The sequence below is a fragment of the Enhygromyxa salina genome, assembly GCF_002994615.1.
In the GTDB taxonomy this organism is placed as follows: domain Bacteria; phylum Myxococcota_A; class Polyangia; order Nannocystales; family Nannocystaceae; genus Plesiocystis; species Plesiocystis salina_A.
Map to the genome: position 1 here is coordinate 1 of NZ_PVNK01000026.1, position 26,942 is coordinate 26,942.

General features: G+C 70.1%; 20 protein-coding genes. 11 read left to right on the plus strand and 9 right to left on the minus strand.

Annotated features, from left to right (window positions below; translation table 11 throughout):
• From ENSA5_RS02810 to ENSA5_RS02825, 4 genes are all read right to left on the minus strand, one after another.
• Positions 1-874 (minus strand): serine/threonine-protein kinase (locus tag ENSA5_RS02810; protein WP_146155252.1); only part of this gene is annotated, 874 nt, incomplete at its 3' end.
• 8 nt (positions 875-882) lie between these two features.
• Positions 883-1,533 carry an RNA polymerase sigma factor gene (locus ENSA5_RS02815; protein ID WP_258182709.1) on the minus strand — a complete coding sequence of 217 codons (651 nt, stop codon included), beginning with the start codon at positions 1,531-1,533 and terminating at the stop codon, positions 883-885.
• A gap of 29 nt (positions 1,534-1,562) precedes the next feature.
• The gene (gene infA, locus ENSA5_RS02820) at positions 1,563-1,781 is read right to left on the minus strand and encodes a translation initiation factor IF-1 (RefSeq protein WP_106390008.1); all 219 of its coding nucleotides are present in this window, start codon (positions 1,779-1,781) and stop codon (positions 1,563-1,565) included.
• A 190-nt stretch (positions 1,782-1,971) separates the two neighbouring features.
• The gene (locus tag ENSA5_RS02825) at positions 1,972-2,703 is read right to left on the minus strand and encodes a hypothetical protein (RefSeq protein WP_106390009.1); all 732 of its coding nucleotides are present in this window, start codon (positions 2,701-2,703) and stop codon (positions 1,972-1,974) included.
• Between the two features lie 504 nt (positions 2,704-3,207).
• Here ENSA5_RS02825 and ENSA5_RS39055 point away from each other — a divergent pair.
• Together ENSA5_RS39055 and ENSA5_RS02840 are read left to right on the plus strand one after the other, a co-directional pair.
• Positions 3,208-6,831 carry an amidohydrolase family protein gene (locus tag ENSA5_RS39055; protein WP_444843364.1) on the plus strand — a complete coding sequence of 1,208 codons (3,624 nt, stop codon included), beginning with the start codon at positions 3,208-3,210 and terminating at the stop codon, positions 6,829-6,831.
• 53 nt (positions 6,832-6,884) lie between these two features.
• Positions 6,885-7,400: a hypothetical protein gene (locus ENSA5_RS02840; RefSeq protein WP_106390010.1), complete on the plus strand. Its 516-nt coding sequence runs from the start codon at positions 6,885-6,887 to the stop codon at positions 7,398-7,400.
• Positions 7,401-7,404: 4 nt separating this feature from the next.
• Here ENSA5_RS02840 and ENSA5_RS02845 read toward each other — a convergent pair whose 3' ends face one another.
• The 3 genes from ENSA5_RS02845 to aspS all read right to left on the minus strand — a co-directional run bounded on the left by ENSA5_RS02845 (position 7,405) and on the right by aspS (position 12,047).
• A complete protein-coding gene (locus tag ENSA5_RS02845; protein WP_181197273.1) occupies positions 7,405-8,187 on the minus strand; it encodes a M50 family metallopeptidase in 783 nt (260 codons plus the stop codon).
• A gap of 76 nt (positions 8,188-8,263) precedes the next feature.
• On the minus strand, positions 8,264-10,159 hold the full coding sequence (lnt, locus tag ENSA5_RS02850) for an apolipoprotein N-acyltransferase (protein WP_106390012.1): 1,896 nt from the start codon (positions 10,157-10,159) through the stop codon (positions 8,264-8,266).
• Between the two features lie 49 nt (positions 10,160-10,208).
• Positions 10,209-12,047, minus strand: coding sequence for an aspartate--tRNA ligase (gene aspS, locus ENSA5_RS02855; protein ID WP_106390013.1), 1,839 nt, complete (start codon positions 12,045-12,047; stop codon positions 10,209-10,211).
• Positions 12,048-12,165: 118 nt separating this feature from the next.
• Here aspS and ENSA5_RS02860 point away from each other — a divergent pair, with 118 nt between their 5' ends.
• Positions 12,166-13,062 (plus strand): metallophosphoesterase family protein, encoded by an 897-nt coding sequence (locus ENSA5_RS02860; RefSeq protein WP_181197275.1) that lies wholly within the window; start codon positions 12,166-12,168, stop codon positions 13,060-13,062.
• On the opposite strand, the gene ENSA5_RS02865 is transcribed toward ENSA5_RS02860, so the two are convergent.
• Positions 13,033-14,274 (minus strand): hypothetical protein, encoded by a 1,242-nt coding sequence (locus ENSA5_RS02865; RefSeq protein WP_106390015.1) that lies wholly within the window; start codon positions 14,272-14,274, stop codon positions 13,033-13,035. The genes ENSA5_RS02860 and ENSA5_RS02865 overlap by 30 nt on opposite strands.
• A gap of 335 nt (positions 14,275-14,609) precedes the next feature.
• On the opposite strand from ENSA5_RS02865, the gene ENSA5_RS02870 reads away from it, so the two are divergent.
• The 3 genes from ENSA5_RS02870 to ENSA5_RS02880 are packed head-to-tail and all read left to right on the plus strand — an operon-like array spanning position 14,610 to position 18,243.
• Positions 14,610-15,848, plus strand: a complete 1,239-nt coding sequence (locus tag ENSA5_RS02870; protein ID WP_106390016.1) for an FHA domain-containing serine/threonine-protein kinase — start codon at positions 14,610-14,612, stop codon at positions 15,846-15,848.
• A 10-nt stretch (positions 15,849-15,858) separates the two neighbouring features.
• A complete protein-coding gene (locus ENSA5_RS02875) occupies positions 15,859-17,799 on the plus strand; it encodes a cytochrome c3 family protein (protein WP_146155253.1) in 1,941 nt (646 codons plus the stop codon).
• 33 nt (positions 17,800-17,832) lie between these two features.
• Positions 17,833-18,243: a hypothetical protein gene (locus ENSA5_RS02880; RefSeq protein ID WP_106390018.1), complete on the plus strand. Its 411-nt coding sequence runs from the start codon at positions 17,833-17,835 to the stop codon at positions 18,241-18,243.
• 39 nt (positions 18,244-18,282) lie between these two features.
• Here ENSA5_RS02880 and cls read toward each other — a convergent pair whose 3' ends face one another.
• Positions 18,283-19,791: a cardiolipin synthase gene (cls, locus tag ENSA5_RS02885; RefSeq protein ID WP_106390019.1), complete on the minus strand. Its 1,509-nt coding sequence runs from the start codon at positions 19,789-19,791 to the stop codon at positions 18,283-18,285.
• A 222-nt stretch (positions 19,792-20,013) separates the two neighbouring features.
• Here cls and ENSA5_RS02890 point away from each other — a divergent pair, with 222 nt between their 5' ends.
• The 5 genes from ENSA5_RS02890 (at position 20,014) to ENSA5_RS02915 (ending at position 26,677) form a co-directional block, all read left to right on the plus strand.
• Complete coding sequence (locus tag ENSA5_RS02890; RefSeq protein ID WP_181197277.1) at positions 20,014-21,387, plus strand: aldehyde dehydrogenase family protein; 1,374 nt, start codon at positions 20,014-20,016, stop codon at positions 21,385-21,387.
• A gap of 51 nt (positions 21,388-21,438) precedes the next feature.
• Positions 21,439-23,025, plus strand: a complete 1,587-nt coding sequence (locus ENSA5_RS02895) for a hypothetical protein (protein ID WP_106390021.1) — start codon at positions 21,439-21,441, stop codon at positions 23,023-23,025.
• Between the two features lie 157 nt (positions 23,026-23,182).
• The gene (locus ENSA5_RS36900) at positions 23,183-23,818 is read left to right on the plus strand and encodes an NfeD family protein (RefSeq protein WP_181197279.1); all 636 of its coding nucleotides are present in this window, start codon (positions 23,183-23,185) and stop codon (positions 23,816-23,818) included.
• Positions 23,819-23,903: 85 nt separating this feature from the next.
• Positions 23,904-25,406 carry a flotillin family protein gene (locus ENSA5_RS02910; protein ID WP_106390024.1) on the plus strand — a complete coding sequence of 501 codons (1,503 nt, stop codon included), beginning with the start codon at positions 23,904-23,906 and terminating at the stop codon, positions 25,404-25,406.
• Positions 25,406-26,677, plus strand: coding sequence for a flotillin family protein (locus tag ENSA5_RS02915; protein ID WP_106390025.1), 1,272 nt, complete (start codon positions 25,406-25,408; stop codon positions 26,675-26,677). Before ENSA5_RS02910 ends, ENSA5_RS02915 begins: the two co-directional genes overlap by 1 nt.
• Positions 26,678-26,942: the final 265 nt, after the last annotated feature.

Below are 26,942 nucleotides of genomic sequence, written 5' to 3' on the forward strand. Positions count from 1 at the left end.
CGGCGGTCGTGCTGCGCTCGCGCAGGAGCTTGCGGAGCTCGGCGAGGTGCTCGCGCGCCGCGGCGGCCGAGGCCGGACGCTCGTGGCGGGACTTCTCGAGCAGCGACTCGACCCAGGCCGCGAGCGGGGCCGGGACCGAGTCCGGCAGCGGCGGCGGCGGGGCCATGATCTGCATGCGCAGGATCGACGCGAGATCGTCGCTGTCGAAGGGCGGCTGACCTCGGAGCATCTCGTGGGCGAGGACGCCGACGGCGTAGAGATCGCTGCGCTCGTCGACCTTGCCGCCCGCGGCCTGCTCGGGGCTCATGTAGCGCGGGGTGCCAAAGACCATGCCCGCGCGGGTCAGGACCTCGGCGGCGCCATCGGCGTCGAGCAGCTTGGCGATGCCGAAGTCGACGATCTTGGCGACCTCGCGGCCGTCGAGGCCCCGAGACATGAACACGTTCTCGGGCTTGAGATCGCGGTGGACGATGCCGCAGTGGTGGGCGTGCTCGAGCCCGGCCAAGATCTGGTCGAGGACCTCGCAGGCCGCCTCGGGCTCCCACGGCTGGCCGAGGCGGGCGCCGAGCTCCTCGCCGACGAGCAGCTCCATGACCAGGTACTTGACGCCCGCTTGCGTGGTCCCGAAGTCGGTCACGCGGACGCAGTTGGGGTGGTCGAGGCGCGAGGCGCTCTGGGCCTCGCGATCGAAGCGCTTGCTGATCGAGCTGTCCGCGCCGATGTCGGTGTGGAGGACCTTGACCGCGACGTCGCGCTCGAGGGTGGTGTGCCGCGCGCGGTAGACGGCGCCCATGCCCCCAGCCCCGAGCAGCGCGTCGACGCGGTAGTGATCGTCGAGGACTTGGCCGACGAGGGCCTCGAGCGCCGCCGTCATGGCCGCGCTCAGCTCCCGCCGGAGTCGGAGCTGGGGTTGAGGTTGGCGCGCAGCGCCTGGGCCCAGTCCTCGAAATTCGCCTGGGTGCTGCGGCGCAGCTCGTCGCTGCTGGCGAGCTCGACGATCAGCTTGTCGAGGCGCTGACGCGCGCGCTGGAGCCGACGCTTGATCGTGCCCTCGGGCGTGTCGATGACCGCCGCGATCTCGCGCACGCTCAGGCCCTCCCAGTAGTGCAGCTCGAGCGCGACCTGCATCTCGAGCGAGAGGTGGCGCATGGCTTGGAGCAGCAGGCGCTGCTCTTCGCGGGCCGCGATCTGTCCGGTCGGCGAGCACAGGCCCAGATCCGCGACGGACTTCTGGCCGACCTCGACGACCGCGTCACGCCGCTGGCGATCGCGGATGTGGGTGTAGAGGCGGTTGCGCGCGATCGTGTAGAGGTAGGTGCGGAAGCTGGCGTCGCCGCGGTAGCGATCCTTGCCTTTGACGCAGCCGAGGAAGGTCTGCTGGGTCAGATCTTCGGCGGCGTCGTCGTCGACCTTGCTGCGGAAGAAGCGATAGATCGAGTCGAAGTGGCGAGCGAAGAGCTCCCGCCCGGCCCGCTGATCACCCTCGCGCCAGGCTCCGAGCAGCTCGAAGTCGGTCTTCGGGGTCGCGCTCACCTGGGCAATCTATCACCGCGAGTCGCGGGCTAGCGGACCCGATAGATGATCCGTCCGCGGTTGGGATCGTAGGGTGAGACGGCGACTTTGACCCGGTCGCCGAGGACGACCTTGATCCGGAACTTTCGCATCTTCCCGGCGAGGTGGGCGATGACCGAGTGATCCTCATCGATCTTCACCCGAAACATGCCGCCGGTGAGGACTTCGATGACGACGCCGTCGAATTCGATGTGGTCGTCCTTGCTCACGCGCCGGAGGTTAGGGGGGTACCGACAGGTCCGCAAGGGTGTTGAGGCGTCATTGCCCACCCATGTGGTGGGAGATAGGCACCAAACGACGTGAGCCTGCTTCGATTATCTGCAAGGCGGGATCGCCCACGCCGACGACGCAGTCGGGAACGACAGCCAGATCGCGCCAAGGGCGCTGATTTGGCGCCTCTCAGTGGACGTTCGTGCCTTCGAACGCGACAGTCCCGCGATCGAGGCTGTCGGCGACCAGATCGTCGATGTCGGCCTGGCTGAGCTCGTCGTTGAAGTCCACGCCGTCGAAGAAGTGGTTGTAGGTCTTGCTGACCGTCAGCTTCTTCGAGAAGTGCTGCTCGGTGCTGATAGCGAAGGGCTGGCCAGCCTCGATGTCGCTGATGTCGACCTGGGTCTCGAGCTCGATGTCGCTGCGCCAGATGAAGTCGATGTGTTGGTCGCCCATGACCGCGGAGCCGGCCAGGTACACGGTCGCGCCCATCGCCGCCGGGTTGTCGACCGTGTCGGCGGGGCCGTACTCGACGACCAGGTCGCAGTAGGTGCCCGCGTTCGCGCGGACACCGCCCGCGGCCGCGAGCTCGGCATCTGCCGTCGCGCCCAGGTTCTCGGCCTGGGCACCCCAGTACATCTCGATGTCGAAGCGCTCGCCGTCGCAGGCCAGCAGCGTCACGGCGCTGGTCGTCACGTAGGCCTCGTCGATGAACACGTCCCAGCCCATGTCGTTGGTGAACACCAGCTGGTGGCCGTTGTGACTGGGGAGGTTGCCCTCGTCGTCGGGCGTGCCGTGGCTCGTGGTGAAGACGTCGACGATGCCGGTGTGCTGCGACAGCTGGCTGAATAGATCGCAGCCGGAGGCGAGCGCGAGGGTGGGGACGAGGAGGGTGGCGAGGAGGGGGATGCGGCGGGTCATGATGGCCTCGGCGAGGTCGGGAGGAGGTGCCAGAGGAGGTGGCGGCCGGAGGATCAAATCGACAAGACGAGTTAGCCCCATTACATGAATATTGGCAAGGTAAAAGTGAGCAGTATCCGCGCGAAACTGAGCAAATTGTCTTTCTCAGAACAAAATGTGCCAGGAGAGATCTCTTCGAGCGCAGTATTGCGCCTGTTTTGGGCGAATTTAGGTCCGCTCGATGGTCAAAATCGAGCACCCGACTCCTGGATCCGTGAGCTTTGTTGCTCATCCGGCCCCTCCGCAGGGTGTGTTCGCAATGCTGGGTTATCGGTGTTTCCAGGTAGATCGAGCGGCGACTGGATGTGCGACATTCCGGAGATGAGCACAGCTTGGCTCCAGCGCTTCGTTCCCCCATCCCTGCTCCTCGCCGGGGTGTCGGTCTCGACCGCCTGTGCACCCACATCCTCGGCGCCCGACACCCCGGTCATGGGGCCGCCGGGCGTGGCGGTGCGGGATGCCGGAATGGAGCCACCCAAGCTGTGCGCGCAGACCCGCGCCGAGCCGGCCGACTGCGAGTGGAACGTCGACGATCCGCCGGGTGAGGAGCTCGAGGTTCAGATCTCGACCGACACGGGCACCTGGATGAACCTCGATCTCAGCCCCGACGGCCAGACGATCGTGTTCGACCTGCTCGGCGATCTCTACTTGCTGCCCCGGGCGGGCGGCGAGGCCAAGGTCCTGAGCGAGGGCATGGCCTGGGACATGCAACCGCGCTTCTCCCCCGACGGCGACTGGATCGCCTTCACCAGCGATCGCGGCGGCGGTGACAACATCTGGGTCCTGCCCGCCGACGGCTCCGGCGAGGCTCGGCCAGTCAGTGACGAGGACTTTCGCCTGCTCAGCGCGCCCGCGTGGTCGCCCGACGGCGAGTACATCGTCGGTCGCAAGCACTTCACCTCGCGGCGCAGCATCGGGGCGGGCGAGATGTGGCTCTACCACCGCTCGGGCGGCAAGGGCGTGCAGCTGACCAACAAGCGGACCAAGCAAAAGGACGCGGGCGAGCCGGTGTTCTCGCCCGACGGGCGCTACCTGTACTTCTCCGAGGATCTGACCGGCGGGGGCGTGTTCGCCTACAACAAGGATCCGAACGAGCAGATCTACGCGATCCAGCGGCTCGACCTCGACGAGGGCCGGCTCGAGCGCTACATCGGCGGCCCCGGCGGCGCGGTCCGGCCGACGCCCTCACCCGATGGCCAGCTCATGGCCTACGTCCGGCGGGTCCGGCTGAAGTCCGCGCTCTACGTCCGCGAGCTCGACAGCGGGGCCGAGTGGCCCGTCTACGAGGATCTCGACCGCGACATGCAGGAGACCTGGGCGATCCACGGGGTCTACCCGCAGATGGACTGGACGCCCGACTCCAAGACGATCGTGTTTTGGGCGGGCGGCAAGCTCCACGAGGTCGACGCCCGCGGCGGCGCGGCCCGGGACATCCCCTTTCGCGTCGAGCACACCCGCAAGGTCTCGGCCGCCGCGCGCGCGTCGATCGAGGTCGCGCCCGAGCGCTTCGACGTCAAGGTCCTGCGCTGGCCGACGCTGAGCCCGGACGGGGCCAAGCTCGTCTACCAGGCCCTCGGCAAGCTCTACGTCCGCGACATGCAAAGCGGCGAGGTCCGCCGCCTGACCACCCAGACCGACCATCACGAGTACTACCCGAGCCTCTCGCGTGACGGGAAGTTTGTCGTCTACGTCAGCTGGGACGACGAGGCGCTCGGGGCGGTGCGGGTGGTGCCGATCGGCGGCGGCGAGGGCCAGGTCGTCAGCCCTCAGCCGGGCCACTACCTCGAGCCGACGCTCTCGCCCGACAACGCCTTCGTGGTCTATCGCCGCGCGAGCGGGGGCGGGCTGGTGTCGCCGCGCTGGTCGCGAGAGACGGGCGTCTTCGCGATGCCCGTGAGCCTCGGCAAGGGCAGCGGCGGGCGGCGGAAAGGTCGGGCCGCGACGGCGCCGTCTTCGGACGCGGAGATCCGCGTGAGCCGCAGCGGCAGCGCGCCGCACTTTGGCGCGGGCTCGGAGCGCGTGTTCTTGCTCGAGCGCGGGCCCGAGGACGCCCGGCTGCTCGTCAGCATGGAGCTCGACGGCCAGGACCGCCGCGAGCACTACAGCTCGGCTCGGGCCGAGCAGTTCTCGGTCTCGCCCGACGGGCGCTGGGTCGCGTTCGTCGAGGGCTTCCGCGTCCACGTGGTCCCCTTTCCGCACATGGGCCGCGACGACCACAAGCCCCTCGAGCTCGGCCCCGGCGGCACGAGCTTGCCGGTCGGGCAGGTCAGCGAGGACGCGGGGTGGTTCGTGCAGTGGTCGGGCGACGCCAAGGCCCTGCACTGGATCCTCGGGCCCGAGCTCCACACCCGCCCGCTCAACGACGTGTTCGAGTTCCTCGACGGCTCGAGCCAGGTCGACGCCGGGGCCACCAAGCGGCTCGCGGAGCTCCACGCCGAGTACCAGGCCGCCAAGGCCGACGGGCTCGCGGCCGACGAGTGCGAGGAGCTGGCGACCAAGTTCGACGCGCTCTACGGCGAGCATCTCGAGCGGCCCGAGTCCGGAGACGGCAACGACGCGGCCATGGTTGTCGCGCGCTTCAACGTCGCCGCCGTGCGCGACGAGTGCGGCCAGGCCGAGGAGGCCAGGGCGATCTACGCCGAGGTCCGCGAGGCCCACCCCGAGTACGCCGACAAGAAGGGCGTGCTCGCCAAGGCGCCCACGCCCGCGCCGATCATCGAGGCGGTCAACGTCGGCTTCTCGGTCCCGAGCGACGCCCCGAGCGGCACGCTCGCGCTCGTCGGCGGCAAGCTCGTGACCATGAAGGGCGACGAGGTCGTCGCCGACGGCACGATCGTGATCGAGGCCAACCGCATCGTCGCGATCGGCCCGCGTGACCAGGTCCAGATCCCGGCCGATGCCAAGCAGATCGACGTCTCGGGTCACACGCTGATCCCGGGCCTCGTCGACGTCCACGCCCACGGCCCCCAGGGCACGCGGGGCATCCAGCCCGAGCAAAACTGGCTGCACTACGCCGAGCTCGGCTTCGGCGTGACCACGGTCCACGATCCGAGCAACGACAGCCTCACGATCTTCTCGTCTTCGGAGCTGGTCCGCGCGGGCGAGGCCGTCGGTCCGCGGATCTACTCGACCGGCACGATCCTCTATGGCGCCGAGGGATCCTTTCGGTCGCAGGTCGAGACCCTCGACGACGCGCGCATGCACCTCGGGCGGATGAAGGCGATCGGGGCGATCTCGGTCAAGAGCTACAACCAGCCCCGTCGCGACCAGCGTCAAAAGGTGCTCCAGGCCGCGCGCGAGCTCGACATGATGGTCGTGCCCGAGGGCGGCTCGCTGTTCATGCACAACATGACGATGGTCGTCGACGGCCACACCGGGGTCGAGCACGCGATCCCGGTCGCCGCGATCTACGATGACGTCCGCCAGCTGTGGGGCGCGACCGAGGTCGGCTACACCCCGACGCTGGTCGTCGCCTACGGCGGGATCTGGGGCGAGAATTACTGGTATCAGCACACCGACGTGTGGGCCAACGAGCGCCTGATGAGCTTCGTGCCGCGCGAGTTCGTCGATCCGCGCGCGCGTCGGCGCATGCACGTCGGCGACGACGACTGGAACCACTTCCGGGCCGCCGAGGTCGCCAAGCAGCTGAACGACGCTGGGGTCGGCGTGAACCTTGGAGCCCACGGGCAGCGCGAGGGGCTCGCGGCCCACTGGGAGCTGTGGATGTTGGTCCAGGGCGGGATGACGCCGCACGAGGCGCTGCGAGCCGGGACCCGCAACGGCGCCCGCTACCTCGGGCTCGACGCCGACCTCGGCTCGCTCGAGGTCGGCAAGCTCGCCGACATCGCGGTCATCGCCGGCGATCCCCTCGCCGACATTCGGGTGACCGAGCAGGTCCGCTACACGGTCATCAACGGGCGGATCTTCGACGCCGCGACCATGGCCGAGATCGGCAACCACCCGCGCGAGGCCAACGCCTTGTGGTGGGAGATCGACGGAGCCGCGCGGCCCGAGGGCGCGCTCGCGGTCCCCCCGGCGGGGCTCGGCGCGACCGACGTGCTCGGCAGCGAGACGACCTGTCACCACTGAGGCCGCCGGCGGCCGCGGTTGATTGGCGCCCAGGGTCGCGCGATAACTTGGGCATGCATCGCCGCATCGCCTCGTGCCTCGCGCTGTCTGCCCTGCTCCTGCTGCCCGGTTGCAAGAAGAAGGACAGCGAGACCGGCGACGAAGGAGACGAGGCCAAGGACAAGGTTGCCGCCGACGCTGGCAAAGCTGACGAGGCCGCGGACGCTGAGGAGGCCGCCGAGCTCCCCCCGCCAACGCCGGCAAACGAGGTGCCCGCGGCCGACAGCGGGGCAGCGGGCAGCGGCGGCGCAGGTGGGGGCAGCGGAGCCGCGGGCAGCGGGGGCGGGTCGGTCCCCGCACCTGTCGCCGAGCGCGAAGATCTGAGCTGCGATCCGACCGACAAGGGCGGCTGCCTCGAGGGCGAGCAGTGCATCGGTGGCAGCGGCTGCGACGCAGACTGGCAGTGCGACGCCACGATCGTGTGCAAGAAGGGCGTCCGCGAGTACTGCGGGTGCGACGGCAGGACCTTCGAGGCCGTGTACGGCAACTGCCCGTGGCAGCGCTACGAGTACGAAGGCCCCTGCAAGTAGGGTCCTAAGCGCGCTTGCGCGGCCACAGCCGCAGGCCGTCGAAGCCCTTGAAGAACACCCACAGCCCGAGCCCGAGCACGGCGAGCGAGAACACCCCGCACAGCCCGCCCCACAGCCAGTAGGGCCCGAACAGCGCGTCGGACATCTGCGCGACGTCGGACGGCATCTTGCCCTCGGCCGTCTGCGCGTACTCCGTGAACAGGTAGTCCGCGCGGGAGAACACGGCCATCGCCAGCTGGGTCGACAGGAACACCAGGCCGAGCTGCGCGGGCTCGGGCTGCTTGCGGGTCCCGAGCACCCCGATGACGAGCGCGAGGGCCCCGACGAAGCCCCAGCCGAAGGGGTTGCGGACAACGAAGATGGCGATCGCAACCAGCGCGAACAGGCCCGCGAGCAGGGCGTACTGAGCCGCCTTGGGCTTGCGCGCGATCACGAAGCCGAGCGCGGCGACGATCGCCGGGCCGACCAGCCCGCCAGCTGCGACGAGGGCCTGGCGGACCGGCCCGAAGCTCGCGCCTGCCGACCAGCGCGCCGCCCCGGACGCGTCCGGGTACATCACGAAGCTGTCGAAATTGCCCCCGAGCAGCGCGGCCGTGAACCCGTGCCCGAGCTCGTGGACCAGGGTCGACAGCCAGATCAGCGGGAGCCCGACCACGAAGCCGTAGGGGACGAAGTAGATCGCCAGCGTGACGGCGACGCTGCCGAGGAGAAACCACCGGGTTCGCCGGGCGACTTGCTCGGGGTCCTTGTTGCGAGCCCGCTGCTTGATCTCTTCGTAGGACGCCACTGCGGGACAAACGTAGCACCCGGGCAGCGCTTGTCACGGGCGCCCCGGGAGGCGTGCGCAGGTGGCGCCGGTCGCCTCAGGCGGCCTGGGCCGAGCCTTCGTCGTCGTCGTCGAGGGGCCGGCGGTAGCGGCTCCAAGCCCAGATCCCGGCGAGCCCGGCGATGCACAGCCAGCCGAACAGGTTGCCGGTCATGCCGTAGACCGTGCGCCGCTCGGCCGACATCATGGGGACGTCGACCGCGAAGCCCTCGGCGCCCTGGTAGCCGTCGGTGTCCGAGTCGGTGGTCTGGGTCTGCTCGACGACGCGCCCGATGGGGTCGACGTAGGCCGAGATCCCGGCGTTGACCGAGCGCAGCAGGCCCTTGCGGTGCTCGACGGCGCGGAAGACCGCGAGGCCGAGGTGCTCGGACTGCTCGCGGGTCTTGCCGAACCACGAGTCGTTGGTCAGGTTGACGAGCGCGTTAATGCCCTCGTTGGCGACCTCGCGGGTGAAGCTGGCGAGGATGTCCTCGTAGCAGATCAGCGGGCCAAAGCGGTAGCCAGCGGCCTCGACCGCCGCGGGGCCGTCGCCGCGGTTGAGGTGCGAGGCCGAGGGGATCTTGTCGAGGTACCAGGCCGGGTCGACCCCAGGCGGGGCCGCCTCACCGAACATCAGGGGGTAGTTCTTGTCGTAGCGATCGCCCCAGCGCCCGTCCTCGTCGAGGACCCAGGCGGTGTTCCACGCGTAGGGGTTCTCGCCGGTCGCGTCGCGGGTCACGAGCCCGACGATCACCGGGACGTTGAAGCCGCGCTGGATCCGGCGGCGGTCGGCGACGTCGAGATCGGTCTCGTGCTGGCGGGAGAAGCGGCCGTAGGGGTACGCGGTCTCACCCCAGAGCACGACCTCGGCGCCGTCTTGTTGGAGGGCTCCGGTCACCCGCTGGAGCTCACGCAGGAGCAGCGGCTTCATGCCCGGGGTGCTGTAGGTCTCGATGCCGAAGTTGCCCTGGACCACGCCGACGCGCAGCGAGGGCGACTCGGCCATCTCGGCCTCGACCTGCTTGATGCGGATCCAGCCGTAGGCGGGCACGCCGATCATCCACCCCACGAAGGTCGCGACCGCGACCTTGTCGAGCTTGCCGTCCTCCATGTAGCCGCGGATGCACTCCCACAGCGCGGCGTTGATCGCGATCATGACGAAGCTGACCGTCATCGCGCCGCCGATCTCGGCGGTTTGGATCCATAGAGGTTGCCACGCCCAGCTCAGCGCCATGTGGACCGGGAAGATGCTGATCGTCGACATCATCAGCTCGACGGCGGTCCACGCCATCGGGAAGATCAGCAGGGTCGAGCGCCCGCTTCGCTGGCACAGGACCGAGGTGATCCAGGCCGACAGCGCCCACTGGAGGCCGAGAAAGAGGGCGAAGAGCGCTGTGACCCCGGCCGCGGCCGCGGGGCCGAAGCCGGCGAAGCGCGTGAGCAGCTCGCTCATCCAGAAGAAGCCGACGAACACCGAGACGAAGCCGGCGATCCAGCCATAGAAGAAGGCGTGCCTGGGCGGGCGCTCGTGCATGGCCCAAAGCAGCGGCACCCAGCCGGCGAAGGCCAGCCACCAGACGTCCATGTTTGGCGCGGAGATCCACATCGCGCAGCCGGTCGCGGTCGCCGCGAGCAGGCGGAGCGGATCCCAGAAGCGGCCGCCGCCCGCGCGCGAGAGCCGCGAGGACCGCGCACGTGCGCGCAGGGTCGGGCTCGTGCGGATCTCGCCCGAGGCTGCGCTGTTGCGCGGGGGGACGGGGGCCTCGATGAGCTCGATGCGGTCCTGCTCGCTGGTGTCGTCGTCGATCGTGTGGACGATCTCGTTGAGCCCGGAGCTCGACGCGGAGCTCGTCACCGAGCCGGGTCGGGCCCGGGGCGTTTGGCGCTCGCGGCGATCGCTCCCGCCGCCGCCGCTGCCGGGGCTGGACTCGTTGTCGTTGTCGTCGGCGCTCACGCTCGGCTCTTCCTCGGGAGAGGGTACGATCTCGCGGCGGGGGCGCGGGTCAGCTCGCCTCGGAGTCGCCGCTGTGGCCCGGCAGCGGGCGATGACGGATAAACAGCTCGGCGAGCTGGGGATCGTCGGCCGGGGTCGGGCAACCCGTCATCAGGTCTTGGCCCTTTTGAGTCTTGGGAAACGCGATCACGTCGCGGAGGCTCTCGGTGCCTGCGAGCAGCATCGCGAGGCGGTCGACGCCAAGGGCGATGCCGCCGTGGGGCGGCGGGCCGTACTTGAAGGCGTCGAGCAGGAAGCCAAACTTGGCCTGCTGCTCGTCCTCGCTCATGCCGAGGGCCTCGAACACCTTGGCCTGGACGTCGCTGCGGTGGATACGGATCGAGCCGCCGCCGACCTCGTTGCCGTTGAGGACCAGGTCGTAGGCGCGGGCCAGGACCTTGCCGGGGTCGGTGGTCAAGAACTCGACGTGCTCGTCGCGCGGCGAGGTGAAGGGGTGATGCGAGGAGGTCCAGGTCCCGGTCTGACTGCGCTCGAACAGCGGGAAGTCGGTGACCCACAAGAACTTCCACGGCTGCGACCCGCTGCTGTCGAGCAGCCCGAGCTCGTCGCGGAGCCGGAGGCGGATCGCGTTGAGTACGGCGTGGGTGGTCTCGAAGTCGTCGGCGACGAAGAGCAGCAGCGAGCCTGGCTCGGCGCCCATCCGCGCGCTGATCTGGGCCTGGAGCTCGGCCGAGATGAACTTGGCGCTGCCACCCTTCCAGGTCCCGCCGGCCTCGACCCGGGACCACGCGAGGCCCTTGGCCCCGCCCGACTCGCGCTTCTTGGCGAAGTCGGTGAGCTTGTCGATCTTGGCGCGCCCGAAGCCCGGCCCGTGCTCCGCCGGGAGGCACAGGCCCTTGACGTAGTCGGCCTGCTCGAACACGCCAAAGCCACATTCACGGGTCAGATCGCTCAGATCGGACAGCTCGAGCCCGAAGCGCGTGTCGGGCTTGTCGGAGCCGTAGCGGGCCATGGCCTCGGCCCAGGTCAGGCGCGGGAGCGGGGTCGGGAGCTCGACGTCGAGCAGCTCCTTCCACAGCCGCACCATCAGGGACTCGATCGCCTCGAACACCCGCTCGGGCGTGGCGAAGCTGAGCTCGACGTCGATCTGGGTGAATTCGGGCTGACGATCGTTGCGCAGATCCTCGTCGCGGAAGCAGCGGGTGATCTGGAAGTACTTGTCGAAGCCCGAGACCATGAACAGCTGCTTGAAGATCTGCGGGCTCTCGGCCAGGGCGTAGAATTTGCCCGGGTTGAGCCGGCTGGGGACCAGGAAGTTGCGCGCCCCGCCCGGCGTGTACTTGACCATGTAGGGCGTCTCGAGCTCGAGGAAGCCGAGCTCGGTCATGTGCGCGCGGGTGATGGTCCCGAGCCGCGAGCGAAGGATGAAGTTGCGCTGCAGCGAGGGCCGGCGCAGATCGAGGTAGCGATACTGAAGCCGGAGGTTCTCGTGGGTGTCGAGGCGATCGTCCTTCGACACGTCGAAGGGCGGGGTCTGGGCCTTCGAGAACAGCTCGAGCGTGTCGATCTCGACCTCGATCTCACCGGTCGGCAGGTTGGGGTTGGTGTTGGAGTTGCCCTCGTTGTCGACCCGGCGGATGACCTTGCCGGCGACGCCGATGCAGTCTTCGCTGCGCAGCGCCTGGGCGGCCTCGTGGGCGGCGGGGGCGACGTCGGGACCGAACACGACCTGGGTCAGGCCGTCGCGGTCGCGCAGGTCGATGAAGATCCGGCCGCCGTGGTCGCGGCGGAAGTTGACCCAGCCAAAGAGGACCGCGCGCTCGCCCTCGTCCGTGGCGCGCAGCTGGCCGCATGTGTGGGTCCGACCGTTGTCGAGCAGAGTGGACATGTCGCCGAAATGTAGTCAAAACTCAGGGCCCTGGCACGCGCCGTCGGCGACGGCCGGCTGTGGCGGCGCCCGCTCGCGTCTGCGGCCCGATCACGTGCTAATAGTGAGCGGGGAGCCCATGCCCTTACGCTTCCTCCACTGCTCTGACATCCACCTGCTGAGCCTGCGCGGGGTCGGGCCGCACCGCTTCATCAACAAGCGCCTGACCGGCGGCGTCAACCTGCTGCTCAAGCGCGGCAAGCACCACGACGAGGCGCTCTTTGATCGGATGGTCGAGCACGCGCGCGCGCTCGCGGTCGATCGCGTGGTCATCACGGGTGACCTCACCAACCTCGCGCTCGAGCAGGAGTTCGAGCACGTCGTCGCCAAGCTCGAGGGCGTCGGCCTGCCGATCACGATCATCCCGGGCAACCACGACGCCTACACCCGCGGGTCGATGCGCACGCGTCGCTTCGAGATCATGCTCGGGCAGTACATGGACGGCGAGCGGGGCGCGGGCGACGAGGCGTACTACCCCTTCGTCCAGCGCTTCGGCGAGGTCGCGCTGATCGGGGTCTCGACCGCCCACGCGAGCTTGCCCCTGTACGCGGTCGGGACCGTCGGCGCCGCGCAGCTCGAGCGCCTCGACGAGATCCTCGCGCGGCTCGACGCCGAGGGCCTCGCGCGGGTCGTGCTGATCCACCACCCGGTCATGCCCGGGGTCGCCAAGCGCCGCCACGATCTGCTCGACATCGACGCCTTCGGCCAGGTCATCGCGCGGCGCGGGGCCGAGCTGATCCTTCACGGCCACGAGCACGTCGCGATCGAGGGCACGATCCCCGGGCCGCGCGAGCCCGTCCCGGTCCACGGGGTCAGCTCGGGGACCAACCTGTCGCAGCATCCGGGCCGCGAGGCGGCGTTTTGCGTCTATCGGATCGAGGGGCGGAGCATCGAGCGCGACGTCCACCGCTGGGACGGTGAGGATTTTCGTCTCGTCGAGGGACCGTCAGCGGCGCCCGCCGGAGCGATCGGGTGAGGTCAGCGACAGCTCGCCGACGATCGCCTGGTGCGTGCGCCCGAGGTTGACGACGACCGCCAGCGTCAGCGCGGCGGCGAGCGACCACGCGGTCCATGGCCGCGCATCGGGTCCGCGACCGGCGATCCGCGACCACGCGTGGCCGAGCCCGAGCGCGAGGATGCCCACGATCCCCGCCATGCGCCGGGCTCCGAACGCGTCGCCGCCGTCGACGTCGCGGACCGCAGCGAGCAGCAGCCACAGCCCGACGAACACCGCGAGCGGCCCGAGGGCCCTGGCGTTCGGCGATCGGCGGTCGGCGAGGGCGAGGCCGAGCAGGGCCAGGGCGGCGATCGGCGTCCAGCGCAGGAGGCCGTGGACGCCGACCTGGACCCGGGCGAGATCGAAGAGGTAGTCGTCGAGATTGAAAAAGGCCAAGGTCCAGCCCAGCGAGCCCCGCGCGCTGCCCGGATGGGCCAGGCCCAGCCACAGCTGCGGCGCGAAGCCGAGCGCGCCGACGCTGGCGATGATCGCGACCCGACGCAGCTGATCCCGGCGATCCGTGGCGGAGGGCGGCGCGAGCACCTCGACCGCCGGCCACAGCAGCCACAGAACGTTTTGCATCCGGGTGAGCACCGCACAGGCGAGCAGCACCCCGGTCGAGAGCGGACCTCGACCTTTGAGCAGCGCCCAGCACAGCCAGGCGCAGATCGCAGCGTCGGGCGCGTGAGCATAGCCAGCAGACCCGAGGGCGTAGAAGGGCACCACGAACCCGAGGACGGCGGCGCCAGCGAGCAACTCGGCCCGGCGAGGTCCGAGCTCGAGGGTGTCGACGATCCGGGCGCAGCCCAGCCAGCAGATCCCGAGGCTCGCCGCCGCGAGCAGACACGCGCAAGTGGGCTCCCAGCGCGGCGCGATCCCGGCGAGGTGATGAAGCCACAGCCCCGGGACCATGACCAAGGACGCGCCGATCTCCCGCGGGGGAAGGCGCCAGCCGTCATGCGTAGGATCGCGCCCCAGACCCCAGCGGTCGCCCATGACCGCGTACTGGTTCGTGAGGTCGAGATCCCCGTCGTAGGCGAGGCTGCGTGCGCTTGCGAACACATAGTGAGCGTCCCCAGCCACGACCTGGCGCGGGCTCACATGGATGCTGACCAGAATCATCCCGAGCACGCTCAGCAGCGCCAGCCCGGCGGCGATCGTCGCACGATGCCAGCTGCGCCGTGGGGTCACCCCGCGAGGGTGCCCGGGAACAGCGCAGACTTCGACCCCCATTTGGCCCACGCTTGCGATCGCGTACAGACGGCCCCGAGGAGGGAGAAACCGGTCGCGCAGCAGCCGCGCGTCCGATGGGCGCTGGAAACTGCGTCAGAGGCCCCCTACTCGGGACCACGCAGACCACCGCGAAGCTCATGCCAGGCCACCGAGGGAGGCCGCTTGCGGCCGTAGGTGGCAGAGTCGCTGACGGCTGTGGGGGGTCCAAGGCTAGCGACCGGCCGCTTGGGTGTGCGCAGCAGAGTCGCTGACGGCTGTGGGGGTCGTAGTACTTCCTTGCTAGAGTGCTGGCGATGGCTGACTGCCCGCACAAGCGCATCCGCCCCCTCGGCGAGGGGGCGGTCGGCGATGTGCACCTTTGCGTCGACGTGTTTGACCGGCGCCTCGTCGTGGTCAAGTGGCTCCGCGCCGAGGTCCACGAAAACAGCGAGGCCGCGGTTCGGTTCACGCGCGAGGCCGACCTGATGCTGGGCATGAACCTGTTCGGCGTGATTCGGGTCGAGACCTGGAACGTCGACGACTACGGGCGCACGTGGATGGCCATGGAGTTCGTCGACGGGCTCGTGCCCTCGGCGGTCATTCGGCCGGGCGACGGCTGGGCCGCGCACCGCCTGATCGAGGGCGTCGGGCGCAGCCTCGACGAGCTCCACGGCGACGGCGTGCTCCACCGCGACCTCAAGCCCGACAACGTGCTCCTGCGCAACCGGTCCGACGGCTGGGAGCCCGTGATCATCGATCTGGGCATCGCCAAGTGGTTGTCCGAAGAAGCCGCGACCACGACCGGTTCGGTGTTCGGCACCCCGCACTACATGAGCCCCGAGCAGTTCCGCGACACCAAGCACGTCGGCCCGGCGACCGACCGCTACGCGCTCGCGGTGATGTGCTACGAGCTCCTGTGCGGTCGCCCGCCCTTTGATGGGCGCAACCTCCCGGATCTGCTCCAACAGCACATGAACGCCCCGGTCCCGCCGCTGCGGGTGCCGCTCCCGGCTCAGGCCCACGAGAACGGCAGCACGCTCCACGGCAGCGAGCAGCGGGTCGTGAGCGCGCCCAACATCGATCGCTTCATGCAGCGGGCGATGGCCAAGGATCCGCGCCAGCGCTACTCGAGCTCGCGCGAGCAGTCCGACGCCTTCGCCCAGGCCGCGATGGCCGACGGGCTGTGGGCTGCGCCAGCCCAGCCGCAGCCGCTGTTTCCGCCCCTGGAGATGCCGACGATCCAGTTCAGCAGCCCCCAGGAGCCGACGGTCAAACGCTTCGACGTGCGCGCGGGCCCGATCGTCCTCGGTCGCCACGAGGCCTGCCAGTTTCAGGTCTCCTCGCGTCGCCTCAGCCGCCTCCACGCGTGCATCTTCACCCACCGCGGGCAGCTGTGGCTGGCCGACCTCCACAGCCAAAACGGGACGGTCTTCCAGGGCCGGAGCATGACCCCGGGCATTCCCTCGCCGCTGCCGACCGACGGCACGGTCGCCTCAATTCGGCTCTACGATCGCGAGATCCTCATCCAGGCCGTGCCGGGGCCGCCGGGCTGACGCGAGCACCGTGGCGCGCCCGTGGTTGGCCTCGACCCTGTTGTTTGGACCCGCGCTGGCCTGGTCGCTGGCGGCCGTCGCCGGGCTCGTGTGGACGGGCGCGGACGCGTCGGCGTGGACCGAGCTCGATCGCCACGGTGACCCGGTCGCGGGCTCGGACTCGTGCCGCAGCTGTCACCCGGCCCAGTGGCAGACCTGGCATCGCAGCTGGCACCGCACGATGACCCAGCGACCCGAGCCGGCCAGCCTCGGCCCGCTGGCGCTCGCGGTGGACCCGGCCCCCGAGGCCGAGGCCGAGGGCGAGACCGGGCAGGCGGGAGTGCTCGCGCCCTTCGCCGGCGAGCAGCTCGACTACGGGGGCTTCCGCGCGACCATGGATCGCGGCGCCGACGGGGTCCCGCGGGTCCTCGTCGAGCGCCTCGACGACGCGGGCGAGGCGGTCGTCGGCGCCCCGGTGCTCGACGCCGCCGTCGCGCTGAGCGTCGGCAGCCACCGCTACCAGCAGTACCTCGCCTACCTCGACCGCGGCGGCGGCGAGGGCGAGCTCCACCGCTTGCCGGTCGCCTGGCATCGAGCCGAGCGGCGCTGGATCCACATGAACGGCGCGTTCGTCGAGCCCGAGGGCGAGGACGGCTCGCTCGCGGACTACGAGCGCCACCTCAGCCGCTGGAACGACAACTGTATCTTTTGTCACAACACCGAGGCGGTCCCCGGCCTCGACCCGGGGAGCGCGGGCTTTCGCAGCGAGCTCGGCGAGCTCGGCATCGCCTGCGAAGCGTGCCACGGGCCGGCTCAGGCCCACATCGATCGGCACCGCGGCAACCCGCTGCGGCGCCTGCTCGCGTCGTCCGAGCGCGGGACCGACGGATCGATCGCCAACCCGGCCACGCTCGGGCCCGCGCGCGAGTCCGAGATCTGCGGCCGCTGCCACGGCCAGCGGATCGCCCGGGACATCGCCGCGGTCATGCGCGAGGGCGACGGCTTCGTCGCCGGTGACGAGCTCGCCTCGATCTCGCGCCCGATCTTCGCCGACTCGACGATCGCCGGGGTCGAGGGCCTCGATCGCGGGCGGCCCTTCGCGGCCAGGTTTTGGCCCGACGGGACCCCGCGATTGTCGGCCTACGAGTACCAGGGCCTGCTCTTGTCGCCGTGTTGGAGCGAGGGCGAGGGCCTCGGCTGCGGTCACTGCCACGACATGCACGGCGACGCCCCCGACGGGCAGCTGCGGGCGGGGCGGACGGGGCAGGGGGCCTGCGTCGACTGTCACCGCGCCGACGAGCTCGGCGGCGCCGAACAGCTCGGCGGACACGGCGGCCACGGCGAGGCCGTCGACTGCCTCGGATGTCACATGCCGCGGATCAGCTACGGCCTGCTCGAGGGCATGATCACCCATCGGATCTCGAGCCCCGATCCGGCTGCGTGGATCGGGCGCGGCGACCAGCCTGACGCGTGTACGCAGTGCCACGTCGATCGCTCGCGCGAGTGGGCGGCGCGCTCGATGAGCGCGCTCGGTCTGCGCGGCTCGCCGATCGTCGCGCGCCCCCACGCCGACGAGGCCGCGGCCTCGCGCGTGGTCCTCGATCTGCTCGGCGGCGATCCGATCCAGCGCAACCTCGCCGCCCACGCCCTCGCTCGGCCCGGCGCGACCGCCAGCCTCGACGCGCGCGCGGCCTGGATCGCCGACGGGCTCGAGGACGAGTACCCCTCGGTCCGGTGGTTCGCGTGGCGGGGGCTGCGTTCGCTGGCCGAGCGCATGGCCCCGAACGCGCGTCGGGCCGCGCTGCTCGCTGCGCTCGAGCGCTTCGACTACCTCGGGCCGATCGACGAGCGGGTCGAGGTCGTCACGCGGATCCGGGCGCTGGTCGGCCCCGCGCCGCTGACCGACGACCCCGAGCTGCGCGAGCGCCTGCTGAGCGAGCGGCAGGCCCTCGCGATCTGGATCGGCGAGTGACGGCCACCGTGATCGGCGCTACAACCGGCTGAGTTGAGCCCCGAGCGACACATTCGCGCCTCGATCGCCCTCGTCGCGCTGTTCTTGGCCGCGGGCCTGTGGCTCGAGGCCATGTATGGACTGCGCGCCGAGGGCTGGCTCGACGATCCGCTGCGCCGCGAGTTCCTCCGTCTCGGCCACGCCCACGGCGGCCTGCTCGGGATCCTCAACCTCGCGCTCGCGTGGGCGCTCGAACGGCTCCAGACGCCCGCCGGCTGGGCCCGAAAGATCCGCGTCGCCGCGCTCGTCGGCGCCGCGCTCGTCGGCCTCGGCTTCATGCTCGGCGGCCTCATTCACGGGCCGACCGATCCCGGCCTCCCGGTCCTCGCGGTCCCAGCTGGCGCGATGTTGCTGCTGAGCTCGCTGGCCGCGACCGCGTTGGTCAAGCCCGACGACGCGCTCTGAGAGCGAGCGTCGCGGCCGGTCGCTGACGGCCGCGGGGGTCTAAAGCAGCGGCGACATGATTCGGGCGAGGCCCTCGGCCAGGCGCCAGCGCAGGGGGACCTGGGTTCGCGCCGTGGCCAGGACTTGGCGGCCGTCGGCGAGGTCTTCGCCGAACACCTGGGCCAGTGACTGGGTGACGGCGCGATCGTAGAACATCGCGGTGACCTCGTAGTTGAGGTAGAGGCTGCGCACGTCCATGTTGGCCGAGCCGATCATCGCGACGCTGTCGTCGACGATCATGTACTTGGAGTGGAGCATGCCGGGCATGTACTCGTGGATCTCGCAGCCGGCGGCGATCAGCTCGTCGTAGTAGCTGCGCGCGGCCAGGGCCACGAAGGAGAGATCGTTGTCGGCGGGGTTGGGCACGAGGATCTTGACGTCGACGCCGCGCAGGGCCGCGGTCTGGAGGATGAAGGTCAGCGGCTCGTCGGGGATGAAGTAGGGCGTGACGATCCAGACCCGCTCGATCGCGGTGCCGATCGCGGCGACGAAGGTCTCGGCGATCACCGAGGCGTTGCTCTCGGGCCGGCCCGGGACCTGGTCGGGCCCGCTCGGGATGATCTGGACCAGCGGGCCCGTCGAGGTCATCGGTGTGCTCGGGCGATCGACCATCGACTGGCCCGCGACCGCGTCGGGAAGGTCGCTGTGGAGCTCGACGAGCTCCTCGGTCGCGCTGAGCCAGTCCTCGATGAACACGGCCTCGAGCCCGAGCACCGCGTCGCCGCCCATTCGCACGAGGAGGTCGTTCCAGACCCGGCCGCTGCGGGTCGTGCCCCGGTACTCGTCGCCGACGTTGAGACCCCCAGTGAACCCGAGCTTGCCGTCGACGCACAGCAGCTTGCGGTGGTTGCGAAAGTCGAGGCGTCCGCGGGGCCGAGCGAAGCGCAGGCGCAGCGCGCCGTAGCGGGCGACCTCGCCCCCGGCCGCGCGCAGCGGATCGAAGTGCGCCCGTGGTGTCGCGATGCTGCCAAAGTCGTCGTAGAGCAGCCGGACCTTGACCCCGGCCGCGGCGCGCTCGCGGAGCAGCTCGATCAGCCGGCTCCCGGTGTCGTCGTCGCGCCAGATGTAGAACTGGACGTGGATGCGGTGCTGGGCCTGAGCGATCGCCGCCTCCATGGCCGCGTAGGCGTCGCGCGGGCGCGGGAGGATCTCGACCTCGTTGGCTCGGCGGATCGGAGCGGCCGCGCGCGACAGGGCCAGGCGCAGGAGACCCGTGACCTGTGGCGAGATGTCGCTGGGCGAGCGCTCGAGGTTGGCGATCTCGGCGGTCGCCTCGGTCGGCCGAAGGCCGCGACGCCGTCGGCTGCGTCGACTGCGCCTGGCCTTGCGCCGGCCGAACATCAGGTACGCGAGCAGGCCGACGACGGGCAGCAACGCGAGCGCCAGGATCCACGCGAGCGTGGCCGCGGGTCGGCGACGCTCCAGCACGATCGTGATCGTGGCGAACACCGCATAGGCGATCAGGCCGACCTCGACGGCGAGCACGATCCACTCGGGCCAGTGGCTCACGCCGACCTCGCTCGCGCGCGGCTCGGACGATCAGGGGTTGCGGGGCGCGCGGGCAAGATCGCTGTGTCCTTGGGGTCCGCACGAGCGCGGCTCGGCGCAGCCGCGGACCCTCGGCTTCGCCGGGGGCGTTCGTGTGCGCCAGGCCGCAACCTACAGTAGCGCAACCCGATCGGCCGCCGGGGCCCGGTGGAAATGAAATCGGCGGGGACTACACTGCGCGGCATGTCGGACTCCATTGAGACCCGCAACCCCGCGACCGGCGAGCCGCTGGCTCCCGTCGAGGCCTCGACATCTGCGCAGCTGACCGCCGCCGTCGCAGCGGCCAGTGAGGCGCAGCCAGGCTGGTGGTCGCTGGGCTTCGACGGCCGCGCCGAGCTCTTGCGCCGCTTCGCCGCCCGGGTCCGCGACGACAGCGAGGCCGCCGAGAGCCTCGCGCGCGCGATCTCGACCGAGATGGGCAAGCCGCTCAAGAACGCCCGGGCCGAGGTCGCCAACGTCCACAAGCGGACCGAGACCTTCATCGCGCGGGCGCGCGGGGCTTGCGAGGACGAGCGCGGGAGCGAGGGCGGCATCGAGGTCACGACCCAGTGGCGTCCGCTCGGTGTCGTGGCCGTGATCGCGCCGTGGAATTTTCCGGTCAGCACGCCCAACAACCTCGTGATGTCCGCGCTGCTGACCGGCAACGCCGTGGTCCTCAAGCCCTCGGAGCTGACCCCACGCAGCGGCGCCCTGTACCACGAGCTGCTCGCCTCGGTCCTACCGCCCGGGTTGTTCGGCCTCGTCCAGGGGGGTGGGGGAGTCGGCCGCGCGCTCGTCGCGAGTGAGATTGACATGGTCGCGTTCACCGGCTCGATCGCAACCGGCCAGGCGATCATGCGCGAGGCCGCCAGCGCAATGAAGCGCCTCGTCCTCGAACTCGGCGGCAAAGATCCGATGATCGTGCTGCCCGGGGCCGACGTCGAGGCCGCCGCACGCTTCGCGGTCCAAAATTCGATCGGCAACAGCGGCCAGGTCTGCGTCGCGACCGAGCGCGTATTCGTCCATCGGGCGATCGAGGACGCGTTCATCGCCCGAGTCCGAGAGCTCGTGTCGGAGTTCCAGCTCGGGGATCCGCTCGACGACGGGACCGACATCGGCCCGATGGCCAGCGAGGGCCAGCGCGAAATCGTCCTCGCGCAGCTCGCCGACGCGCGCGCGCGCGGGGCCGAATTCGTGGTCGAGGGCGAGGTCCGCAACCCGGGCTACTGGCTCGGGCCGAGCGTCGTCCGCGGCGTGGCCGACGACATGCGCCTCGCGAGCGAAGAGACCTTCGGGCCCGTCGTCGCGATCTCGACCTACGACGAGGTCGGTGAAGCGCTGCGCCGGGCCAACGCGACCAAATACGGCCTTGGAGCGTCGGTTTGGGGCCCGGCCGACGCGACGACGCAGGGTGTCGCCGAGGGCCTCGAGGCCGGAATGATCGGGATCAACCGGGGCCCGAGCGCCGCCGCGGGGGCGCCGTGGGTCGGCTGGAAGATGTCCGGCTTTGGCTACACTCGGAGCACGGCTGGGATGCGGAACTTCATGTTGCCGCGCACTCACGCGCGCAACCTGTGAGCGCTCGCGCTCGGGTTTCAAAACCGGGGGGTGGGTTGATATTGTTCGCGCATGCGGTCTCTGATTAGCCTGCTCGAGGAGGCGGCGCGGCGCTCGGCGTCCGAGGTCACGCTCGAGTCGGGCCAGCCGGTCGTGTACACGACCGCCCGCGGCGCCGAGGCCGAGACCTCGGTGCTGCCGCGCGGCGATCTCTTCGACATGATCGTGGCCGCGGTCAACGACGCGCAACAGGTCGAGCTCGCGGTTGGCAACCCCGTCGAGTTTTCGGTCGACACGGGGGAGGGGTGGACGGTCTACGCGGAGCCGGGCATGGAAGGGATCACCGTCCGCGCCCAGCGTGAGGGGGGCCTCGAGATCGATCTCGACGACTCGGCTGGCGCAGCGGGAGGCGGCGGCGGTGGCGGTCCGGTCAATCCGGTCAATCCGGTCGGCGAAGCTCGGGGCGAGGGGGCACCCGAGCCGGTGCCGGCCAGGGACTCTCAGCGCTTTGATGCCAGCGAGCCAGACCTGGGCGCCGGCCGCGGCGACGGGGTTCCGATCCCCTTGTCGCGCGAGTCGAGCGACGCCCTCGTGCTCGAGGATCCAGCCCTCGACGTTGGCCTGCTCGACGCCCCGGCCCTCGACCAGCCCGTCGCGGGCGGCGACTACGACGTTCTCGGGCCCGATCCTGCTCCGAACGCGTTTGAGAGCGGCACCTGGGCGCTAGACGATGACGAGGAGCTCGCGGTCGGCCTCGACTCCGATTCACCCGAAGACAGCATCCGCGCGGGCCTGACCCCGCCGGCGCCCGCGATGCCCGGGGACTACGAGGAATTCATCGGCGTCCCGGAGGACGATGACGAGGACGTTGGCGATGGCTACGATCCCTTCGCCGCTCCGGCGCCGGATCCCGACATCGAGCGTCGCCGCACGCTGTCGCCGACCGTCAGGGCGATGGACGCGTCGCCGCCGCCGGTTGGGCAGCCGGTTGGGCAGGTTGAGCAGAGGCAGGCGAACACAAGCGGATCGTGGCGAGCCGCGGAGTCGGAGCCCGCGGGCGCCTCTCCCAAGCTGGCCGCGAGGGGCGGGGCGGTCGCGGACGGCGGGCCGGTCGCGGACGATTCGTCGCCTGCCACGACCGACCGTGAGCAGGGGGCGGTGACCCCCGCCCAGGCCGCAACGCGGCGCGAGCTGTCGACCGTGGCCTCGCCCGGTGCGGTCACGCTGCGCGAGTTCTCGAACTTTGGTCATGGCGAGTCCGAGCTCAACGAGCTGACCGCGAGCATCGCTGAGGGCGTGCTCGTGTACATACGCGAGCCCGGCTTCGCCGACACGCTCGCGCACTCGTTCAAGGCGCCGTCGGTCGTCATCGACGATCAGCTCGACCCCGCCGAGGTCTGGACCCGTGTCCGGGGGCTGCCACCGGGCGCGATCGTGATCGTCCGCTGCGAGGATCCCAGCCGTCTGCTGGGTTGGATCCTGCGCCGCCTCGAGGAGGGCTATCGGGTCTTCGTCGAGACCCGGGCCCGGACCCACGAGGGCGCGCGGCGGATGTTGCTCGGGATCTCGGCCACGGCGCTGGGCGAGCGCTGGCTCGACAGTCAGGTCGCGCTGACGATCGAGCCCGGCGAGGGGGGACCTCGCCTGGTCCAGCCTTGAGCCGAGCCTCGGGCCCGCCGACGATGCCGCGCGATCGGCGGTCGACGGGGCAGAGCTGCACGTCACGTCACGTTTTCCAAGCTCGCGCCCGCGCGAGTCGCTCCACTGGTATGAAATAGCGCGCGCGCGCGTCCAGTACCCAGCGCCGGAGGTCACGATGTTCATCTACGCCTATGTGTTCGCCCTCGTCCTCGGCTCCGTGTTGTTGGGAGCCTCGTTCCTCATGGGCGGTGATCATGACGCCGACAGCGACTTCGATCTCGACGGTGGCGCCGACTTCGACGCCGACGCCGACTTCGACGCTGACGTCGACGCCGATCTCGACACCCACGCCGACGCCGGTCACGACACCCACGGTGATCTCGGCGGGTTCTTTGGCGTGCTCGGCTCGATGCGCTTTTGGACCTTCTTCGCCGCGTTCTTCGGCCTCACTGGGCTGGTCCTCGATGGCCTCGAGCTCGCCGGCCCGTTCGTCGCGCTCGGTCTCGCGATCGCGGTCGGGTTCGTGACCGGCTGGACCGCCGTCACGCTGATCCGCAGCCTCGCGGCCAACGACACCGGTGTCGCCGCGGGCGTCGCCGACTACGTCGGCAAGAGCGGCGAGATGCTGATCGCCGCGGGGCCCAATCGGCTCGGCAAGCTTCGCATCGAGCTCAAGGGCACGACCGTCGACGTGCTCGCCGAGAGCGACGAGGCCGTCGCCAAGGGCGAAGAGGCCCTGATCCTCGAGATGCGCGACAACAAGGCCGTCGTCGTCAAGCTCGACTCGTCCCGGCCAGCGGTCCGCGCCTGAGTCGACGCCCCCCACCACAAGCCCACCCCAAGCTCACCCCAAGACCACCCCTCTCAACCACCGTCGCTCAGGGAGAACCCACCTCATGTATCCAGCAGCTCTATCGCAGCTCGGGGCCCTCGCCCCACCACTCGCCGAGATCACCCTCGGAACGGTGGTCGGCGGGGCCGCAGGGCTCGCCGTCGTGCTCTTGTTCGCGCTCTTGGTCATCAAGAATTTCCTCCACATCTGCCAGCCGAACGAGGTCCTGATCTTCACCGGCCGCAAGCGCATGAAAGACGGCGTCGACCTCGGGCCGATGATCATCTTGCCCCACGGTCGCGCCGATCAGATCGAGGCCAACGAGGGCGGCGGTCGCGGGCGGAAGTGGCGGATCCCGATCATCGAGCGCGTCGATCGCATGGACATGCGCAACCTGTCGATCGACATCGTCGTCGAGAACGCCTACTCGGCCGGCAACATCCCGCTGCGCATCCACGCGATCGCCAACGTCAAGATCCACTCCGACCCCAACCGGATCCGCAACGCCATCGAGCGCTTCTTGGGCCGCGAGACCCGCGAGATCTACATCGTCGCCCAGCAGACCCTCGAGGGCGCCGTGCGTGAGGTCGTCGCCGACATGACGCCCGAGCAGGTCAACGAAGACCGCCTGACCTTCGCCGAGAAGCTGATCGAGAGCGCCATCAAGGACTTCGACAAGCTCGGTCTCGAGCTCGACACCCTCAAGATCCAAAACGTCGCTGACTCGACCAACTACCTCGACTCGCTCGGCCGCCCGCGCATCGCCAAGGTCTTGCGCGACGCCGAGAACGCCGAGAACCAGGCCATGCAGGAGATCACGCAGGCCCAGGCGACGGCCAAGCGCCGCTCGGAGGTCGCCAAGGCCCAGGCCGAGACGGCGATCCTTCAGAAGCGCAACCAGCTGTCCAAGGTCAAGTCCGAGCTCGACGGTGAGGCGATGTCGGTCGAGCGCGAGGCGGTCGCGGCCGCGAACACGGCCCGCGCCCAGGCCGAGCAGGAGCTGCAGCGCATTCGCGCCCAGCTCGAGCAGCGCCGGCTCCAGGCTGACGTCATCATCCCGGCCGAGGCGCGGCGTCGCGCCGAAGCGATCCGGGCCAAGGGCGACGCGGCCCCGACGATGGAGAACGGGCGCGCGCTCGTCGAGGTCCTCGAGGCCACGACCAAGGCCTGGAACGCGATGGGCGACAACGCCCGCGAGATCTACGTGATCCAGCACCTCGAAGAGATCATCGCTACGGTCACCGATCACATGGACGACATCGACATCGGTGAGGTCAACGTGCTCGACCGCGGTGACGGCTCGGCGCTCGCGGCCTACGCCGCCGCCTATCCGCAGACCGTGGCCGCGGTGCTCCGAGCCCTGCGCGAGACGATCGGCATCGACATCCCGGCGGTCCTCGCCGGCGACGGCGGACCGAGCGGAGGCGAACCGAGCGGAGGCGGCTCGAGCGGAGGTGGGGCCAAGCTCCCCCTCGGCGTCGGCCGCGGCAAGCCCGGCGGTGGCCTCAAGCCTCCGAGCCTCTCGACCTCGCCGAGCCACCCCCTCGCCCCGAAGGAGCTGTCGTGATGTCCACGCCCCTCGCATTCATCGAACCCGCCGCGTTTGGTGCCCTCGCCGTCATCCTCGTCATCGGCTTCATCACCGTGCTCGGTGTCATCAAGCGGGTGCTCTACGTCTGCCAGCCCAGCGAGGTCCTGATCTTCTCCGGGCGTCGACGGGTGGCCGGCAACGGTCGCGTCGCCGGCTATCGCATCATCCGCGGCGGTCGTGGCATCCGCGTGCCCTTGTTCGAGACCGTCGACCGCATGGATCTGACCAACATGATCATCGAGGTCCGGGTCCAAAACGCCTACTCCAAGGGCGGCATCCCGCTCTCGGTCCAGGGCGTGGCCAACATCAAGATCCCGGGTGAGGAGCCGCTGCTCAACAACTGCCTCGAGCGCTTCTTGGGCAAGTCCCGCGAGGAGATCATGAAGATCGCCCGCGAGACCCTCGAGGGCAACCTCCGCGGCGTGCTCGCCGGGCTGACGCCCGAGCAGGTCAACAAGGACAAGGAGGAGTTCTCGGCCAAGCTCGCCGAGGAAGCCGAGCAAGATCTGAGCCGCATCGGCCTCGTGGTCGACACGCTCAAGATCCAAAACGTGTCCGACGACGTTGGCTACCTCGACGCGATCGGTCGACAGATCAGCGCCCAGATTCGGCGCTCGGCTCAGATCGCCGAGTCCGAGGCCCGGGCCGAAGCTGCCGAGCAGAAGTGGCGCAACACCATGAACGGTGAGCTGTCCAAGCTCGAAGCCGAGATCGAGATCGCCCGCAAGGAGAACGAGCGCCGGGTCGCCGACGCCCGGACTCGCCGCGACGCGATGATCGCCCAGCAGCTCGCCGAGGTCCAAGCCGGGGTCGCCCAGGCCAACGCCGAGCTCGACACCCAGCAAGCTCGGATCGAGCAGGTCCGACTCCAACTCGACGCCGACGTGCTCCAGCCCGCCGAGGCCGCGCGCCGCGAGGCCGAGGAGAACGCCAAGGGTGACGCGGCCAAGATCGTCGAGCAGGGCCAGGCCACGGCCAAGGTCCTGACCGACATCGCCGAGCGCTACAACACCTCGGGTCGGGCCGGACGCGACATCCTGCTCATGCAGAAGCTCGTCCCGCTGATGGGCACGATGGCCCAGAGCATGGGCGACCTGAAGGTCGACCGGCTCACGGTCCTGGGCAAGGACGGAGGCGGAAGCGAGGGCGACGATCTGGCCGGGAAGCTGGTCAACTACGGCGAGCAGATCAAGGCCGCAACCGGCATCGACGTGCCTGCCCTCGTCAAGAACAAGCTCGGGGGCTGAGGGGTCGTTTATTTGACCCCCGCGGCCGTCAGCGACTCTGCCACGCACGGCCGCTGCGCGGCCGGTCGCTCGGTCGCTGGGCTCCCTCGCTCGGTGGGCTGGCTCTTTTATTTGACCCCCGCGGCCGTCAGCGACTCTGCCACGCACGGCCGCTGCGCGGCCGGTCGCTCGGTCGCTGGGCTCCCTCGCTCGGTGGGCTGGCATGAGCTTCGCCGTGGTCTGCATGGCCCCCTAAAAGGGGGCTCGTTTATTTGACCCCCGCGGC

Excerpts from the sequence above, each read along its gene's own strand:
- ENSA5_RS02840 (WP_106390010.1), top strand. The coding sequence starts at position 6,885 with ATGCATCGCCGCATCGCCTCGTGCCTCGCGCTGTCTGCCCTGCTCCTG.
- ENSA5_RS02915 (WP_106390025.1), top strand. The coding sequence starts at position 25,406 with ATGTCCACGCCCCTCGCATTCATCGAACCCGCCGCGTTTGGTGCCCTC.
- ENSA5_RS02890 (WP_181197277.1), top strand. The coding sequence starts at position 20,014 with ATGTCGGACTCCATTGAGACCCGCAACCCCGCGACCGGCGAGCCGCTG.
- ENSA5_RS02910 (WP_106390024.1), top strand. The coding sequence starts at position 23,904 with ATGTATCCAGCAGCTCTATCGCAGCTCGGGGCCCTCGCCCCACCACTC.
- ENSA5_RS02895 (WP_106390021.1), top strand. The coding sequence starts at position 21,439 with ATGCGGTCTCTGATTAGCCTGCTCGAGGAGGCGGCGCGGCGCTCGGCG.
- ENSA5_RS02825 (WP_106390009.1), bottom strand. The coding sequence starts at position 2,703 with ATGACCCGCCGCATCCCCCTCCTCGCCACCCTCCTCGTCCCCACCCTC.
- ENSA5_RS36900 (WP_181197279.1), top strand. The coding sequence starts at position 23,183 with ATGTTCATCTACGCCTATGTGTTCGCCCTCGTCCTCGGCTCCGTGTTG.
- ENSA5_RS02860 (WP_181197275.1), top strand. The coding sequence starts at position 12,166 with ATGCCCTTACGCTTCCTCCACTGCTCTGACATCCACCTGCTGAGCCTG.
- ENSA5_RS39055 (WP_444843364.1), top strand. The coding sequence starts at position 3,208 with ATGGAGCCACCCAAGCTGTGCGCGCAGACCCGCGCCGAGCCGGCCGAC.
- ENSA5_RS02870 (WP_106390016.1), top strand. The coding sequence starts at position 14,610 with ATGGCTGACTGCCCGCACAAGCGCATCCGCCCCCTCGGCGAGGGGGCG.
- aspS (WP_106390013.1), bottom strand. The coding sequence starts at position 12,047 with ATGTCCACTCTGCTCGACAACGGTCGGACCCACACATGCGGCCAGCTG.